A 14,939-nucleotide genomic window follows, 5' to 3' on the forward strand; every position below is an offset into this window, starting at 1 on the left:
GGTGACATGAGTTGAGTTCATTGGAGAATTTTCTGCCGGCCTTCCTCGAGGAAGTCGTCGGTGACCGCTTCGGGCGGTATTCCAAATATATTATTCAAGACCGGGCGATTCCCGACGTACGCGACGGCTTGAAGCCGGTTCAGCGCCGGATTCTGTACGCGATGTACGATTCGGGCAATACGCCGGATAAACCCTACCGCAAATCCGCCAAAACGGTTGGGGACGTCATGGGGAACTATCATCCGCACGGGGACTCCTCCATTTATGAAGGCATGGTGCGGATGGCCCAGCCGTGGAAAATGGGACATGTCCTGGTGGACGGCCATGGCAACTGGGGTTCGCAGGACGACGATCCGGCCGCCGCTATGCGGTACACGGAGGCCCGCTTGTCGCCGATCGCCATGGAACTGCTGCGCGATATCGAGAAGCGTACCGTCCCGTTCAAAGATAACTTTGACAATACGGCGATGGAGCCGATCGTTCTGCCCTCGCGTTTTCCCAACCTGTTGGTCAACGGGGTCAGCGGGATTTCCGCGGGTTTTGCCACGGAGATTCCGCCGCACAACTTGCGGGAAGTCATCGACGCCTGCATCGCCGTAATGGAGAAGCCCGATCTGCCGATGGAGCAAATCCGGACCTATGTGAAGGGGCCGGATTTTCCGACCGGCGGGATCATTATGGGCGAAGAGGGGATCCGCGAAGCTTACGATACCGGAAGAGGCAGGATCTATATCCGCTCCAAGACCGAGATCGAAACCCTCCGCGGCGGCAAACAGCAGATCGTGATCACGGAGATTCCTTATCAGGTCGTGAAATCGCGACTGGTCACGGCGATGGAGAATATCCGGCTTGAGAAGAAAGTGGACGGCATTGCCGAGGTCCGCGACGAAAGCGGCCGCAACGGGCTCCGCATCGTCGTCGAACTGAAGAAAGACGCCGACGCGCAGGGCATCCTCGCTTATTTGCTGAAGAAAACCGACCTGCAGGTCAATTACAACTTCAATATGGTCGCGATCGTTAACAAGGCCCCCCGCCAGCTGGGATTGAAGCAGATGATCGAAGCCTACATCGCCCACCAGCGGGAGGTCGTGACCTTCCGGACCCAGTTTGAACTGGAAAAGCTGGAGGACCGGGCTCACGTGCTGGAAGGTCTGGTGAAGGCGCTCAATATTCTGGACGAGGTCATCGCCGCTATCAAAGCGTCGAAGAATCGCCAGGACGCCCAGAACAACCTGCAGTGGATGTTCGGATTCACCGAACGCCAGGCCGACTCGATTCTGACGCTGCAGCTTTATCGCTTGACGAATCTGGAGATTACTTCCCTGCAAAAAGAGCTGGAGGATATCCGGAAGAAAATCGCTACCCTGCGCGGAATTTTGGAGAGCGACAAAAAACTGATCGCTGTCATCCGCAAAGAGCTGACCGAAATCCGCGACAAGTACGGGGTTGACCGACGTTCGGAGATTCAGGGCGAGGTGGAGGAGCTCAAGGTCAACCTGGAGGTGCTCGTAGCCCAGGAAGAGGTGCTTGTTACCCTCTCCCATGAAGGATATATCAAGCGGACAAGCATGCTGTCTTTTACCCGTTCCGGCGGGGAAAGGGACAGCTCGGGAGTCAAGGAAGGCGACTATATCCGCCAAGTGTTTGACGTGGATACGCTGCAGAACCTGCTGATCTTTACGCAGCGGGGTCAATACTTCCTCTTGCCGGTGCATCAAATTCCGGAGTTCAAGTGGAAGGATAACGGAACGGCGATCGTCAATGTCATTCCGATGGCCAAAGAGGACAGGATCGTCAGCGTCATCCCGGTCAAGAGCTTTGACGCACCGGGCGAAAGCCTGGTGTTCGTGACGAAGCGGGGCCAGGTCAAACGGACGGACCTGAAGGATTACGAAACGAAACGCTCCGGTGCGGTGGCGGCCTGTAAAGTGGCGGACGGCGATGAAATCATCGGCGTCAAGCTGAGTCATAACCGGCAGGATATTCTGCTCGTGACGAGACAGGGGATGGCGATCCGGTTTGCCGAGAATGAAGTGAACGCGATGGGCCGCGTCTCGGCAGGGGTCAAGGGCATCCAGCTCAAGGACGAAGACGAAGTCGTATCCGCTCTGTGGGTGGAAGGCGAAGAAGGGGAAATCCTGGTCGTCTCGGACCTGGGCTACGGCAAACGGACGCTGCTGCTCGATTACCCGGTGCAGAGCCGGGGAGGCAAGGGCGTGCAGACGTTCGAATTCAAGGAAGGCAAGCGGGTCAAGCCGAACGGCACCCGACTGGCGGGCGGATTCCACAGCAAGGCTCCGCTGGCGCTGCTCGCGGTGACGAAGGAGGGGGCGATGCATTCGTTCAGCTCCGAGGATGCGCCGCTGGCGGACCGGAAATCCACCGGAAAGCAGCTGGTACCCGTGGACAAGAAGGACGAGCTGGTCGATCTGCTCGAGAAATAGCACCGGAAGCTTCGCCTGGCGGCGGTAGAAATCGCCGGGCGAAGCTTTTTTTGCGGGTAAACAGACCGCGATCTCGGTCTGTCTATGTTGGGAGTGCATCGATGGATGAGAAACCGTTAAAGCGCGACAAGTGGTGTAAAGAAGGTTCTTTTCACATTCATAGCCTGCAGCTCATTGTATTAAAGGGAATTTCTCCCGTTAATTTGGTGCATATTCGCCTGAAATTCTGTACATCGGCCCTTGGGCCGCGAAATAGCTGGAGCTTTTCCAGCTAAATCTGATCGAGGAGCCAAGAGCGGTACATTAACGGTAGGTTTTCCCGTTAATGATGTAGACTCCGACGGTGGGGTATTAAAATTACATTTGTGGATGTTGGCAAACGTATCTCCGTAACCAAATCACGTCCTTGCCCGGCGCCAATTTTTTAGTTCAACCTATATAGTGTGAAAAGCGGCTTGAGTAACATCAAAATAAAGGTAGGAACTCCCGTTAATTTAACGGCGATGGCGGATATATACGCTACAGACGCTTTTGTTAATCGCCCGGAATCCGGCTGGTCGCCAAATGCTCGATAAAGGCCTGAAGACTGGGATCCATAAACGTATGTTTCCGGTAAACGAGCCCCACCTTTTTTCGGGGGGCCGGCTCGGCCAGCGGAATGACGGAGATCCCGGAGGAATCCAGCGTTCCGGCGTAAGAGGCGGGAAGGATCGTTCCGCCGACATGCTGCCTGACCATCCGTATCTGAGATTCCATAGTGGACAGCTCCATGACCGGCTTTAGCGTTAGCCCGGCCATATGGCAGGCGGAATCGATCATTTGCCGCACAAAAAACTTCGGTTGGAACAGCACCAGCGGTATTTCGGCAAGCTGCTCCAGCTTCACCGCAGTGAAGGCCCCGAAAGGATGACTGTGGTAAACGACGAGAACGAGCTCTTCGTCATACAGGGGCAGATTGATCAACTGCTCATCCTCCAGCGGCAAAAAGACAACCCCCAGGTCAAGCCGGTTGCCCAGCAGGCCGTCACGGGTTTCTTCAGTCGCCAGTTCGATGACGTTCAGCTCGATTCCCGGATACTGGCGGTGAAACGAGACAAGCGCATCGGACAGGAGATGGTTGCCGGAGCAGCCGATGCGGAGTCTTCCCCGCTGAAGACCGGCAAGCTGGCCGATCTCCAGTTTGGCCTGCTCCAGCTCATGCAGAATCCGCCTGGCATGCTCCAGCAAAATCGTGCCGGGCTGCGTCAGATGGATTTTTTTCCCTGAACGGTGGAATAAGGGAGTGCCCACCTCTTGCTCCAGCAGGCGGATTTGGTGGCTTAATGTCGGTTGGGTAATGCCGAGCCGGTCCGCGGCCTTCGTGAAATGAAGCTCCTCGGCCACCGCCAAAAAATAATCCAATAGTCGATGCTCCATGTACAGTTTCTCCAATCCCGGTTGATCATCTATTTAATAGATTACATCTATGATATGGAAAAAATTCTGGATTGGCTAGAAGAATCGGAAAATGAAACGGGATAGGAAGCATAGAAACAATCTATGATAATTATTGATATCATAATATTGATCAATGCTTAAACAAGGGGTATAGTTAGTGTCAGAAGTTACGGAAAAGAGAGGGAGCGTTCGCAGTGGGCAAAATACAAATCGTACGGCGCGAGCAGCCGAAAGACAAACCGGACCCGAAGAAACTGGGTTTCGGACAATATTTCACCGATCATATGCTGGTGATGGATTATACGGCGGAGAAAGGTTGGCAGCCGCCGCAAATCGTTCCTTACGGACCGATTTCCTTGGACCCGTCCGCCATGGTATTTCATTACGGCCAGGAAGTATTTGAAGGCATGAAAGCCTACGCCTTGGGAGACGGGCGGATCGCCCTGTTTCGTCCCGACATGAATATGAAACGGATGAACCAGTCCTGCGAACGGCTCAGCATTCCTCAGGTCGACCCGGAGGCGGTGCTGGAAGGGATTACGGAACTGGTCAGCCTGGATCGGGACTGGATTCCGGAAGGCGATGATACTTCCTTGTATATCCGCCCGTTTATCATTGCGACGGAGCCGTGCCTCGGCGTTCGGGCCGCCAAGGAGTACAAGCTGCTCGTTATTTTGTCGCCGGTGGGCTCCTACTACCCGGAAGGGATTCATCCCGTATCGATCTACGTGGAGGATCAATTCGTCCGGGCGGTTCGCGGAGGAACAGGGGCCGCCAAGACGTCGGGCAATTACGCCGCGGGGATCAAGGCCCAGGAAGTTGCCAAGGACCAAGGTTTCTCCCAAGTGCTGTGGCTGGACGGCGTTGAGAAAAAATACATCGAAGAAGTCGGCAGTATGAACGTCTTCTTTAAACTCGGAGGCGAAGTCATTACGCCCGCTTTGTCGGGCAGCATTTTGGCCGGCATCACGCGCGATTCGGTGATTACGATGCTGCGCTCGTGGGGGCTGACGGTGACCGAACGCAGAATCACCGTCGAGGAGCTGTTTGAAGCGGCCCGAAAGGGCCTGCTGGAAGAGGCGTTCGGTACCGGGACAGCAGCGGTTATCTCGCCGATCGGGACGATGAAATGGGATCGGGAGCAGATCACCATCGCCGGCGGTAACACCGGAGAGTACGCCAAGAAGCTGTATGATACCATTACAGGCATCCAGAAGGGACTCCTTGAGGACCGTTTTGACTGGATGAAGGAAATTCATTAATATCATCATGCGTAACGCGACCACATGCCAGCCCGCTCGGCTTCCCAGCCGGGCGGGCTTTTTGCCGTCTGATGAAGTTTCAACATGGACTCAGGAAGGAATTTTCAAATGGTTGTCGAAATATTCATGACGTATATAAGAGCGGACTCGGCTGGAAGTTATTTAAGGGGGGAAGTCATGCATACTGCGGAATTTACTAAATTGCTGGGCATCATCATAAAGGACTACCAGACGCATATGGAGGAAGAATTGGCTCCCGCGCTGACGACGTCCCAATTGACTGTGCTGGAGGTGCTGGAACGCGAGGGCAAGCTGAAGCCGTCCGAATTGCTCCCCTTTCTGTCCACCACGCCGGCGGCGGTAACCATGCTGCTTGACCGGATGGAGCGGGGGGAATTGATTCGGCGGGAACGGGATGAGGGCGACCGTAGAATTGTGTGGGTGTCGATTACGGAGAAAGGGAAGCGTGAGGCGGAACGGGGCGTTCAGGTAAGAGAGGCTTATCTGGGCGGAATGCTGGATCGAATTTCAACGCATAACCAGCAGCTGCTCGTCTATTTAATGGGGAAAATATCCGGAAAATCTCAGTCCGTAACGGGAGACTGAAACGAAAATGCGAGTTGCCGGGGAGGATGAACTCCGGCAACTCGCATTTTTGATTACCACAGTTCTCCGGCGGCACCGCCCGATTTGCAGGCTTCACCGACCCCGCGATAAATCCGCTCTTCCCACAAATCCCAGGGATAGCAGCGGGGCGGAAGCGAGATCAGGTCGATCATTTCTTTGCTGACCGGATGGGGAAAACCGACATAAACCGACCACAGGGCGATTTGTTCACCGGGTTTGTTTAAGGCGGCGCCGTATTTTTGGTCACCGTAAAGCGGGCAGCCCAAATGGCTGAATTGCACGCGAATCTGATGGGATCTCCCGGTATGGAGCCGGATCTGCACCAGGGATAGATTGTCCTTGGGGGAGCTGCCCAACACCCGGTAATCGAGTCTGGCGTCTTTGCCCCCTGGCGTGCCTTTCTTAACTACGCGCACCGTGTTGGTCTTCTCGTCCTTCAGCAGCGTATCGGTCAACGTGCCGCTGGCCCGCGCGGGAATCCCCCGGATGACGGCCACGTAGCCTTTCTCAAAGCTGCGGGTCCGCACCGCATCGGACAACCGTGACGCGGCTTTCGACGTTTTGGCGAACACCATGGCGCCGCCGACGGGCCGGTCGAGCCGGTGAACCAGCCCCAGATACACATTGCCGGGCTTACTGTACCTTTCTTTAATATCCGCTTTGAGCAGGTTCAGCAAGTCGGGATCTCCGCTTGCATCTTCCTGGGTGGGAACATTGATTGGCTTTACAATGCCGAGTATATGGTTGTCCTCATAAAGAATCACCACGCCGGGCTCGCCTGGAATTCGCATGGAGCAGCCCTCCTTAGTCCTCCCAGCGGCCCAAGATGCCGCAAGGAAGATTCAGACCGGAGCGGGTGATCGGAAGCCCCAACTCCCCGGCCGTAATGACTCCGCCGTAACGCTTCTTGACGGTCATCGACAAGATGTTATGCAGCACGGTGGGTGAAATCCCGGTCGTATAGGAGTTGACCAAAAAGAACAACGGGGTATCCGATAAAATGGAGAGACAGGACTCCACGAACGGATAGAGGCTCGTTTCCAGCTTCCACATTTCGCCGCCGGGTCCCCGGCCGTATGACGGCGGGTCCATAATGATCGCATCGTATTTGTTGCCGCGCCGCTGCTCGCGCTGCACGAATTTAAACACATCGTCCGTAATAAAGCGGACGGGGCGGTCGCCGAGGCCCGACAGGTTCAGGTTCTCCTTGGCCCATTGCACCATCCCTTTCGCGGCGTCCACATGCACGACCGAAGCGCCCGCCGAAGCGGCCGCCACGGTAGCTCCGCCGGTGTAGGCGAACAAGTTGAGCACCTGGACCGGACGTCCCGCCCCCGAAATCTTGTCCATCATCCAGCGCCAGTTCGCCGCCTGTTCGGGAAACAGGCCCGTATGCTTGAAATTGGTCGGGCGGATATAAAATTTAAGCCGGTCATAAGAGATGGTCCAGCGGTCGGGAATCTGCTTCTTCATCTCCCATTGGCCGCCTCCGGATGAGCTGCGGTGATAATGGCCGTGGACATCGCGCCACTCCTTGTTCTCGTCCCGGATCGGCCAAATGATCTGCGGATCCGGACGCCGGAGCACGACATCGCCCCAACGCTCCAGCTTCTCTCCGTTCCCGGTATCGATAACCTCATAATCTTTCCAGTCGTTTGCTACGTACATGTGTTTAAACCCTTCCTTCCGTTTCAAAAGAACGGTCCTTCGCGGACCGCCCGAATCAAGAATCGCTGCCAAGTTGTGGAGTTCGCTAGTTATTGTACCTTATTTTTCTATCGGCATGCCAGCATCCCCGAAAAACTTGTTTGCTAGTTAACGTTTAGCTTGATTCGGAAAAATTATAGCGGTAATAATCCTGCGCCCGGACGGTCCGGAAGCCGGTGGATTCATAAAGCCGCATGGCGTTCGGGTTGTCCAGCGCCACCTCCAGCCACACCTCGTAGCCGGCGGCCGTCTCGCGGCGGACGATCTGCCGCAGGGCGGCGGATCCGATACCGTGTCCACGGTAGGTTGGGGAGACGGCAAAACCGTAAATCCAGGCTTCCCGGTTGGACCGGGAGACCCGGAGCTTGCCCACCGGATTTTCGTCCAGCATCAGGACCTCGTTTTCCGCGATCGTTTCGTAATTTTCATAGAAGGAAACGGACTCTTCCAGCGGCAAATCGAAGCCTTCGCTATCCAGCCTGGCGAGCACAGGCACATCCTTCGCTTCAGCACTGCGGAGCATCACATCGTCCCGGACCGGAAGCGAGAGATCGCCGCTCGGCTCGTGCTTCATCTGATACTCCGAAAAGTCGTAGGTAAACGGCACGGTGCTCATAAAGGCCTTGGCGGATTCGCTGTTTTCGGGCGCATTTAATAAAATCCGCTTGTAGGCGGACAAGCTTTCCGGATTCAGGGCTTTTTGCAGCAGCCGGGTAAAAATCCCCTGGCACCGGTAGTCGGGATGGACCATGCCGCAAAGCTCCACCGAACTGCCGAAATCGTAAAAACCGAGAAAACCGATGAGCCGGCCGTCCCGATACTCGGCCAAATCGGCTTTTTCTGCGGGTTTGCGGGACAGCAGCGTGTCCCAGTTCAGCTTCAGCACGATCGAATCATGAGCCTCGCATATGTGCTGCAGTTCTTTTACATCTTCCCAGGTTATCGGGTTAGTAATGATCACGCTCGACCACGTCCTTTCGCATGTATTCTAGCCGATTCAGGGGAAAAAAGCATCTGCATGACACCATTTCGCCATATTTCCGTACTACTTACTATAACCGTTAAACGGGGAGATATCAGGAGACGGAGGGGATGGACATGGAGACTGTGAAGAATCCGGGAGCCAAGAGGAAGTTTAATGTGAAGGGAATAACGACAACGGCGGTTGCCGGCCTGGTCGTCCTGGTCTTAGGAGCCAACAGCTTTGCGCAAATCGAATACGGGCATGTGGGGCTTTATAAAACGTTCGGCAAACTCGACAGCAATATATTGTCCCCGGGGATTCATTTGAAGATCCCGTTTGTTCAAACGGTTATTCAGGTCAATACGCAGGTGACCAAAGCGGAAACGGATACAAGCGCATCTTCCAAGGATTTGCAGCCGGTATCCACGCATGTGGCGGTAAACTACTCGGTGAACAAGGAATCCGCGTACAACCTTATGAACAATGTTGGGAGAAATGTCGATTCCGTGATCATCAACCCGGCCGTTCAGGAAATTGTCAAGGAGGTCACCGCAAGATACCAAGCCGAGGATCTGATCGCCAAGCGCGATATGGTCGCTGGCGAAATCAGCGAACACTTGACAAGCCGGCTGGCCAAATATGACTTGATCGTCAATGAAATCAACATCGTCAATTTCAAGTTCTCCGACGCTTTCAACCAGTCGATCGAAGCGAAGCAGGTCGCCCAGCAGCAGGCGCTGAAAGCCAGCAACGATCTGAAACGGATCGAGATCGAAGCGAAGCAGAAGGTCGCCCAGGCGCAGGCCGAAGCGGAGGCGCTCAAGCTGAAAAAGCAGGAGGTTACGCCGGAACTGGTGCAACTGAAGCAGATCGAAGTTCAGGAGAAGGCGCTGGAAAAATGGGATGGGCGTCTGCCGTCCGTGACAGGCGGTGCCACACCGTTCATTGATATCCAGTCGTTTACGAATCAACCCTGAACAATTCCCTCATTATCAATCCGCCGACTCGCTGTCGGCGGATTCTTCGTTTCGTTTCGAACCCCTAATCGTACCGGCAATCCAGTAAATCCACGGGATGAAAAATTCAGTGAGGATCAGAACGGGGGCCAATCCCTCAAGCAGAAACCGAAGCAATTCAATATGCGATCTGGCCAGGGTAATGGAGAAGACCGCGGCATACGCGGTAGCCGGGATAGAGAACGGCCTATGATCTTTGACCCCGGTTAATTGGGAGATGCCATGCACCGATGTATAAATGATAAAAGAGATTTTTACGAAGATGCTGGTCAGCCACAGGATAATCAAAATGGGGTCCAGTGTTTCGATAAAAGACCCAACCCGGATAAAACGGATCAATTCCATGTCGGGATAAGTCAGATTGCCCCCAAGCTCAGGCCCGAAGGCAAGCAGGACCGGGATGGCATGGGAGAAGATGATGACCAAGGAAGACAAAATGGTGGCCAGGAAAGTCCGATATACCTTTTTGGGAGATTTCAGATACGGAAATACAAGAAACAAAAAAGAGAGCTCGCCAACCATGATTGCCATCAAATAGCTTCCCGAACCGACGTCTTCGAGACTCAAATGGGTGATCAAGGCGATTAGCATATCGCTTTTGGCTTCCTGGGTCGCAAGAAAAGGGATGATGAAGAAGGCGATCGCACTGATGAGAAAGATGCCTTGGGCGATCCGGAAAATCGTCTCCAGGCCGCAGTGAACCGCATAGGCGACACAGATGCCAAAGATCGCGACCAAAGCCCACTGCGGAGTTCCGATCAAATATACGGACTGCAGAAAGTCGGATAACTGCCGCAGATTTACGGCGGCCAGCAGGAGCTGCGCACCGATGATCATCAAAATAAACAAGAGGTGCGGCAACCGTCCCACCAGCTCGCTTCCGTATTGGACGATGAACTCGTTTGGCCTTAAGGAAGCCGTTTTATAAGCGGGATAAACCAATAGCAGTCCCGCAAACGAGCCGACAATCATCCCGACAGGAGTGGAATAACCGGCTGCTTCAAGCAAAATACCCAGCAAAAAAGCTATGACGGTCGTAAAAATATATAAGTTGTAGAGAGAAAAAATTTGGCTTGAAGTAACGTTTTTTTGCATACGGGCTGCCTCCGGATTCAGAATCTCAAAAAAGCCAGGCTTGGATCGATGTGCTTATCGTATGAAAGAAAATCGGCAAATTCCACCGGTCCTTCAACAGAAATTGAACCTCGGCCAGCAGGAACAAGAGGAAGGAAACCGCCAGAACGGACCAATGGTGCTTCCATGCTACACCCTCTCTGCGCCGCTTTATCCATTTGTATCCCATATCCGCAAAGAAAATGGCTCCAATCCAAAACATAATCTTCCCCCCTATCTATTGTTTTCTTTGCATGACCGACCGGGTAATTGAGCCGGTCCGATCCAGCTTGATTCCGACTTTGACCTCAATCGGCAGCTCGGTCGCATAGTATTCCCGCCACTTCGGCTTAATCTTCCTCCATTCTTCCGGGTATCTCCAGTCGAGATATTGGCTCATTAAAAAGGCGTCGGAGCGCGCTTTCCTGGTTTTGGACAAAACGCTGCTAAATCGGCGTTCGATATCCTTCTCCAATAAATCACCGATTTGCTCCAAATTATCCGGATTTTTTAAATCTATCGAGGAACTCGAGGAAAGAACATAGGCATCGGCATGGCTCCGGACCTGAAAAGCGACTTTCCCTTCTTTAATTTCGGGTTTGATTTTAGTGCCTATATTTTCGGCGACACAACTGATTTCTTTTCCGTCGGAAGGGGCGTTAACTGTAACGATCGACGATGTGAGCTGGGAGCTGATCCATAGAGCCCCCCTTAATTCCTGCGTGGAGAGCTCGATCTTGGACATTTTTCCCCCCTTGAAAATGGCGGCCCCCCCGGTTCCCATCCATGTGTCTTTGGCCTGATCCGAGGTTTCGATATCGGGCTGACGGCCGAAACTCAGCAGGGGCAGCAGAATGTCTCCGCCTTGGTAATAAGCCAAAATATAGTCTTTGACCGTGGTATCGAGAGTGACATGCTGATTGATATACTTTCGCAAAATATCCGAGACGAATCGCTCAAAGATTAATGGAGTGTTGCTTATATCCTTCAAGCTGTCGGGCGTCACGAACATATTGGCGCTTAAATGGAAGGCGGGTTGCCGATGGACGAATTCAATGATCGATTCAATTCCGTGCTCCGCCAGCTTTCGGCCGATGACAATAATTCGGGTTTGTCCGAACGAGATGGTCCGGGACATATCCACTTGGATTTCTCTCAGCGCTTCGCTGATGTTGGGGGCTTTCTTGGTCACAAAGGAATACGGCTCCCCCTTGGCTTGTCCGGAGCCGCCGGCTTGGCCGGGAATCATCCGGTTCGGCAAGGGGAAACTGATGGTGAGCTCGATTTCGCCGTTGTCGGTCCGGTCCACCAGCATGGAAAGGGCGAAAGCGCGGTTGTTAATTTCTTTGGATGACCAGCAGCCTCCGGTAATCGCCAGAACGGCGATGGCTAGTCCGGTGGTGAGCGCCAGCCTCAGGTATTTGTTGATCAATTGCCTTCACCTTTCTTCTTCGCCCAGTCTCTGGATTTGTTTTGTTGCCGGATCTTGTTCCCCGCCATAAACGGGGGCCGTGTTCTCATATGCCACCAGGGTGCCCTTACCAAAGTGTCTTTCAAGTCATCCTTGACCAAGGGGGCGATCGGTGCCAAATAAGGAACCCCGAATGATTTCAGGTTGGTCAGGTGAGTGTAGATCAAGATCAGTCCGCAGGCGATCCCGTATAGCCCGAACATCGCGGCCAAAAACATGATTGGAAACCGTAGCAGCCGAAAAGACAGGCCCAGATCGAAATGCGGGATGATAAATGAGGCGATCCCCGTCAGTGACACAATGATGACCATGGCCGCGGATACGATGCCTGCCTCCACGGCGGCTGTCCCGATGATCAGCGCACCGATAATGGAAACGGCTTGGCCGATCGCCTTGGGAATTCGTATGGAGGCCTCGCGAAGCGCCTCAAAAGCTATTTCCATAATGAAGGCCTCAAGCAGCGCGGGGAAGGGCACGATTTCCCGGGAAGCGGCAAGCGTATATAGAAGCTGTGACGGTATCATTTCAGGGTGAAAGGTTGTCGTCGCGATATAAAGGGAGGGCAGCAGCAGGGATGCGAACAGAAAAAAATAACGTATCCAACGAATCCATGTCGCCGCCACGAACCTTTGGTAATAGTCCTCCGCCGACTGGAGCAGCATGGTCATCGTAACCGGAACGAGCAGCACCAACGGCGTTCCGTCCACCATTAAAGCGATTCGTCCCTCAAGCAGGGAGGCGGCAATGACATCCGGTCTTTCGGAGTATTGCATCTGGGGAAAAGGCGAGTAGGGATTATCCTCAATCGACTCTTCCAGATAAGAGGCTCCCATAATTCCGTCAATATCGATGTAGGACAGTCTCCGTTTGACTTCGGCAATCATCTCCGGCTTGGCGACGCCTTGTACAAAGGCAACGACGACGCTCGACTTGGTTTTAGTTCCGAATTTAAGCTCCTCACACTTAAAATCTTTATTTTTTAATCGCCTGCGCAGTAAAGTCAGATTGATTTCAAGATCCTCGATAAAGGCTTCCCGCGGCCCGCGGATCACGGATTCATTGGGCGCTTCGCTGACGGAGCGCGTCGGGTAATCCGAAATGGAGAAGGTCATCATACGGTGGTCCCCATCGATGAGGAGCAAGGCGCCCGCGTCAAGAACCGCGTTTAAGCCTTCGTTCATATCCGTAACCAACTTGTTTTGAGAAACGTCCAGCCCCTTGTCATCGAACAAAAATTTAAAAATATCGCCTTCTTTAAGCTCCTCGGCCCGTTTCTGCAGACTTCTGAGGATAAAGTTCTGTACAGTCGGCTGGCTGATCATCCCCCGCAGGTAAATGAGCGCGCATTCCTGGCCGGTGCTGAGCACAAACTGCCTGTAGATGACATCCGAACATAAATCGAGCTCCCGCTGATACCAGGCGAGGCGTTCTTGAAGATCGCGGGCATCCGGTCCCTCAACCGTCTCCCCACCTGACTCCGGTTTTTTCGTGTTTACGTCCGATCGATTTCCCGATTCCTGGTCCGGTTTGTTATCGGGCCGCAGAGTGAGCCGGTGTCTTCTCCAAAATGGCAAAGCGGTGTGCCTCCTTTCTTTACGAGGTTCTGACACTATAAAGATTTGCGGGAGACAGGAAAATTATTCTTTCGGCCCGATTTAAATACAGACTTTGGAACTATTTAATTATGGGGTCATTTGATCGATATTTATGATATAGCCTGAATATATCGGCCTGTTGGGCGTGTCATCTTAGAAATTGCAAACGGAGAGAACCGAAGTAGAGAAGAGAAGGAAGGGGGCCTTTCGTGAGAACCCACGTTATGGAGCTGCAGGATGGGGACCGGCTAAAGACGGATATCTTTAACAAGGCCGGGCTACACGTTCTGCCAAAGGGAACAAGTATACATAAGGAAGAAATCGCACTTCTGATTCGGCAAAGTATCGATTATGTCGATATCGAACCAAGGGAGGACGGGGCGGCGCTTTCCCAGCTGAACCGGTCCGATTTTCAGAAGCTGCTGAAGGATAATTTCGAATCCACGGTGAAAGGCTATCAGTCCATATTTCTTGAGGCGCTGACAACCGGGAAGTTTAATCAAACGATGGTGGACGACAAGCTGAAGCCGATGCTTGAAATCATTGACCAGAAGAAAGATGTCGTCTCCCTGCTGATCACGTTTGGGGAAGAGGACGTCAATCTTTACAACCATTCCCTGCAGGTTGGGCTGTTGTCGTATTACATCGCTTCCTGGCTCGGCTACAGCCGGGACGAGTGCTATGAGATCAGCAAGGCGGGCTGCCTCCACGATATCGGAAAAAGCAAGGTCCGTCAGGAGCTGCGCAATCATTCCGGCTCGTTGAATGAGGCGCAGTTGGACGAAATGCGGCGCCACACGCGTTACGGCTTTGAAATTATTCGCGATTCCATGCCGGATATGGTACCCGCGCTTGTCGCGCTACAGCACCACGAACGCGAGGACGGTACCGGATTCCCGCAAGGGCTCCAGGCTGAAGAGATTCATCCGTATGCCAAAATCGTGGCGGTCGCCAACATGTACGTCGAAATGACGGCTCCAGACCGGCTTAAGGGCAGACCGGGGCTGCTGGCTGTTCTGCGCGAGGTGTACGAGCTCGGCTTCGGGGAACTGAACGAGAAGGTCGTGCAGGCGCTGGTCCGCCATTTGCTTCCGCACTTTGTGGGGAAGCACGCCCGTTTGAGCAACGGGGAGACCGCGATGATCGTCTGGAACAATCCGAGCGATTATTTCCGCCCTTTGGTGAAGGTGAACGAACAGTTCCTCGATCTATCCGTGGAACGCCAACTGACCTTGGAAGAAATTTTTATGTAAGAATGTACAGAGAAACGGCAAACAGCCGGTTACCGCTAATACAAGCGATA

The 14,939-nt window shown here is 53.6% G+C and carries 13 protein-coding genes; 5 read left to right on the forward strand and 8 right to left on the reverse strand.

Features of this window, described 5'->3' with window-relative positions; all coding sequences use genetic code 11:
- Nucleotides 1–11 precede the first annotated feature (11 nt).
- Nucleotides 12–2,444, forward strand: coding sequence for a DNA gyrase subunit A (gyrA, locus tag V4U84_RS10305; protein ID WP_334071475.1), 2,433 nt, complete (start codon nt 12–14; stop codon nt 2,442–2,444).
- 534 nt (nt 2,445–2,978) lie between these two features.
- On the opposite strand, the gene V4U84_RS10310 is transcribed toward gyrA, so the two are convergent.
- Nucleotides 2,979–3,860, reverse strand: coding sequence for a LysR family transcriptional regulator (locus V4U84_RS10310; RefSeq protein WP_334071474.1), 882 nt, complete (start codon nt 3,858–3,860; stop codon nt 2,979–2,981).
- A 215-nt stretch (nt 3,861–4,075) separates the two neighbouring features.
- On the opposite strand from V4U84_RS10310, the gene V4U84_RS10315 reads away from it, so the two are divergent.
- Nucleotides 4,076–5,143: a branched-chain amino acid aminotransferase gene (locus V4U84_RS10315; protein WP_334071473.1), complete on the forward strand. Its 1,068-nt coding sequence runs from the start codon at nt 4,076–4,078 to the stop codon at nt 5,141–5,143.
- Between the two features lie 177 nt (nt 5,144–5,320).
- A complete protein-coding gene (locus V4U84_RS10320) occupies nt 5,321–5,749 on the forward strand; it encodes a MarR family winged helix-turn-helix transcriptional regulator (protein WP_334071472.1) in 429 nt (142 codons plus the stop codon).
- 53 nt (nt 5,750–5,802) lie between these two features.
- Here the strand turns inward: V4U84_RS10320 and V4U84_RS10325 are convergent, their stop codons facing one another.
- The 3 genes from V4U84_RS10325 to V4U84_RS10335 form a co-directional block, all read right to left on the reverse strand.
- Complete coding sequence (locus V4U84_RS10325) at nt 5,803–6,561, reverse strand: RluA family pseudouridine synthase (protein ID WP_334071471.1); 759 nt, start codon at nt 6,559–6,561, stop codon at nt 5,803–5,805.
- Nucleotides 6,562–6,574: 13 nt separating this feature from the next.
- Nucleotides 6,575–7,438, reverse strand: coding sequence for a class I SAM-dependent methyltransferase (locus V4U84_RS10330; RefSeq protein WP_334071470.1), 864 nt, complete (start codon nt 7,436–7,438; stop codon nt 6,575–6,577).
- 154 nt (nt 7,439–7,592) lie between these two features.
- Nucleotides 7,593–8,438, reverse strand: coding sequence for a GNAT family N-acetyltransferase (locus V4U84_RS10335; RefSeq protein WP_334071469.1), 846 nt, complete (start codon nt 8,436–8,438; stop codon nt 7,593–7,595).
- Nucleotides 8,439–8,569: 131 nt separating this feature from the next.
- Between V4U84_RS10335 and V4U84_RS10340 the strand changes: the two genes are divergently transcribed.
- A complete protein-coding gene (locus V4U84_RS10340; RefSeq protein ID WP_334071468.1) occupies nt 8,570–9,418 on the forward strand; it encodes a prohibitin family protein in 849 nt (282 codons plus the stop codon).
- A gap of 15 nt (nt 9,419–9,433) precedes the next feature.
- Here the strand turns inward: V4U84_RS10340 and V4U84_RS10345 are convergent, their stop codons facing one another.
- From V4U84_RS10345 to V4U84_RS10360, 4 genes are read right to left on the reverse strand one after another with little or no spacing between them, the layout of a single operon-like run.
- Nucleotides 9,434–10,552 (reverse strand): GerAB/ArcD/ProY family transporter, encoded by a 1,119-nt coding sequence (locus tag V4U84_RS10345; protein WP_334071467.1) that lies wholly within the window; start codon nt 10,550–10,552, stop codon nt 9,434–9,436.
- A gap of 25 nt (nt 10,553–10,577) precedes the next feature.
- Entirely contained in the window at nt 10,578–10,793 is a 216-nt protein-coding gene (locus tag V4U84_RS10350) for a hypothetical protein (protein ID WP_334071466.1), read from the reverse strand.
- A 15-nt stretch (nt 10,794–10,808) separates the two neighbouring features.
- Nucleotides 10,809–12,002: a Ger(x)C family spore germination protein gene (locus V4U84_RS10355; RefSeq protein WP_334071465.1), complete on the reverse strand. Its 1,194-nt coding sequence runs from the start codon at nt 12,000–12,002 to the stop codon at nt 10,809–10,811.
- A complete protein-coding gene (locus tag V4U84_RS10360; protein WP_334071464.1) occupies nt 11,999–13,615 on the reverse strand; it encodes a spore germination protein in 1,617 nt (538 codons plus the stop codon). The genes V4U84_RS10355 and V4U84_RS10360 overlap by 4 nt, the downstream gene beginning before the upstream one ends.
- Before the next feature lie 230 nt (nt 13,616–13,845).
- Here V4U84_RS10360 and V4U84_RS10365 point away from each other — a divergent pair, with 230 nt between their 5' ends.
- Complete coding sequence (locus V4U84_RS10365) at nt 13,846–14,889, forward strand: HD-GYP domain-containing protein (protein WP_334071463.1); 1,044 nt, start codon at nt 13,846–13,848, stop codon at nt 14,887–14,889.
- The last annotated feature ends 50 nt before the right edge of the window (nt 14,890–14,939 follow it).

This window comes from Paenibacillus sanfengchensis, from assembly GCF_036864765.1.
Lineage (GTDB): Bacteria > Bacillota > Bacilli > Paenibacillales > Paenibacillaceae > Fontibacillus > Fontibacillus sanfengchensis.

Bases quoted from the DNA above. Each gene is read 5' to 3' on its own strand.
- V4U84_RS10310 (WP_334071474.1), bottom strand. From the start codon at position 3,860: ATGGAGCATCGACTATTGGATTATTTTTTGGCGGTGGCCGAGGAGCTT.
- V4U84_RS10320 (WP_334071472.1), top strand. From the start codon at position 5,321: ATGCATACTGCGGAATTTACTAAATTGCTGGGCATCATCATAAAGGAC.
- V4U84_RS10325 (WP_334071471.1), bottom strand. From the start codon at position 6,561: ATGCGAATTCCAGGCGAGCCCGGCGTGGTGATTCTTTATGAGGACAAC.
- V4U84_RS10330 (WP_334071470.1), bottom strand. From the start codon at position 7,438: ATGTACGTAGCAAACGACTGGAAAGATTATGAGGTTATCGATACCGGG.
- V4U84_RS10340 (WP_334071468.1), top strand. From the start codon at position 8,570: ATGGACATGGAGACTGTGAAGAATCCGGGAGCCAAGAGGAAGTTTAAT.
- V4U84_RS10345 (WP_334071467.1), bottom strand. From the start codon at position 10,552: ATGCAAAAAAACGTTACTTCAAGCCAAATTTTTTCTCTCTACAACTTA.
- V4U84_RS10350 (WP_334071466.1), bottom strand. From the start codon at position 10,793: ATGTTTTGGATTGGAGCCATTTTCTTTGCGGATATGGGATACAAATGG.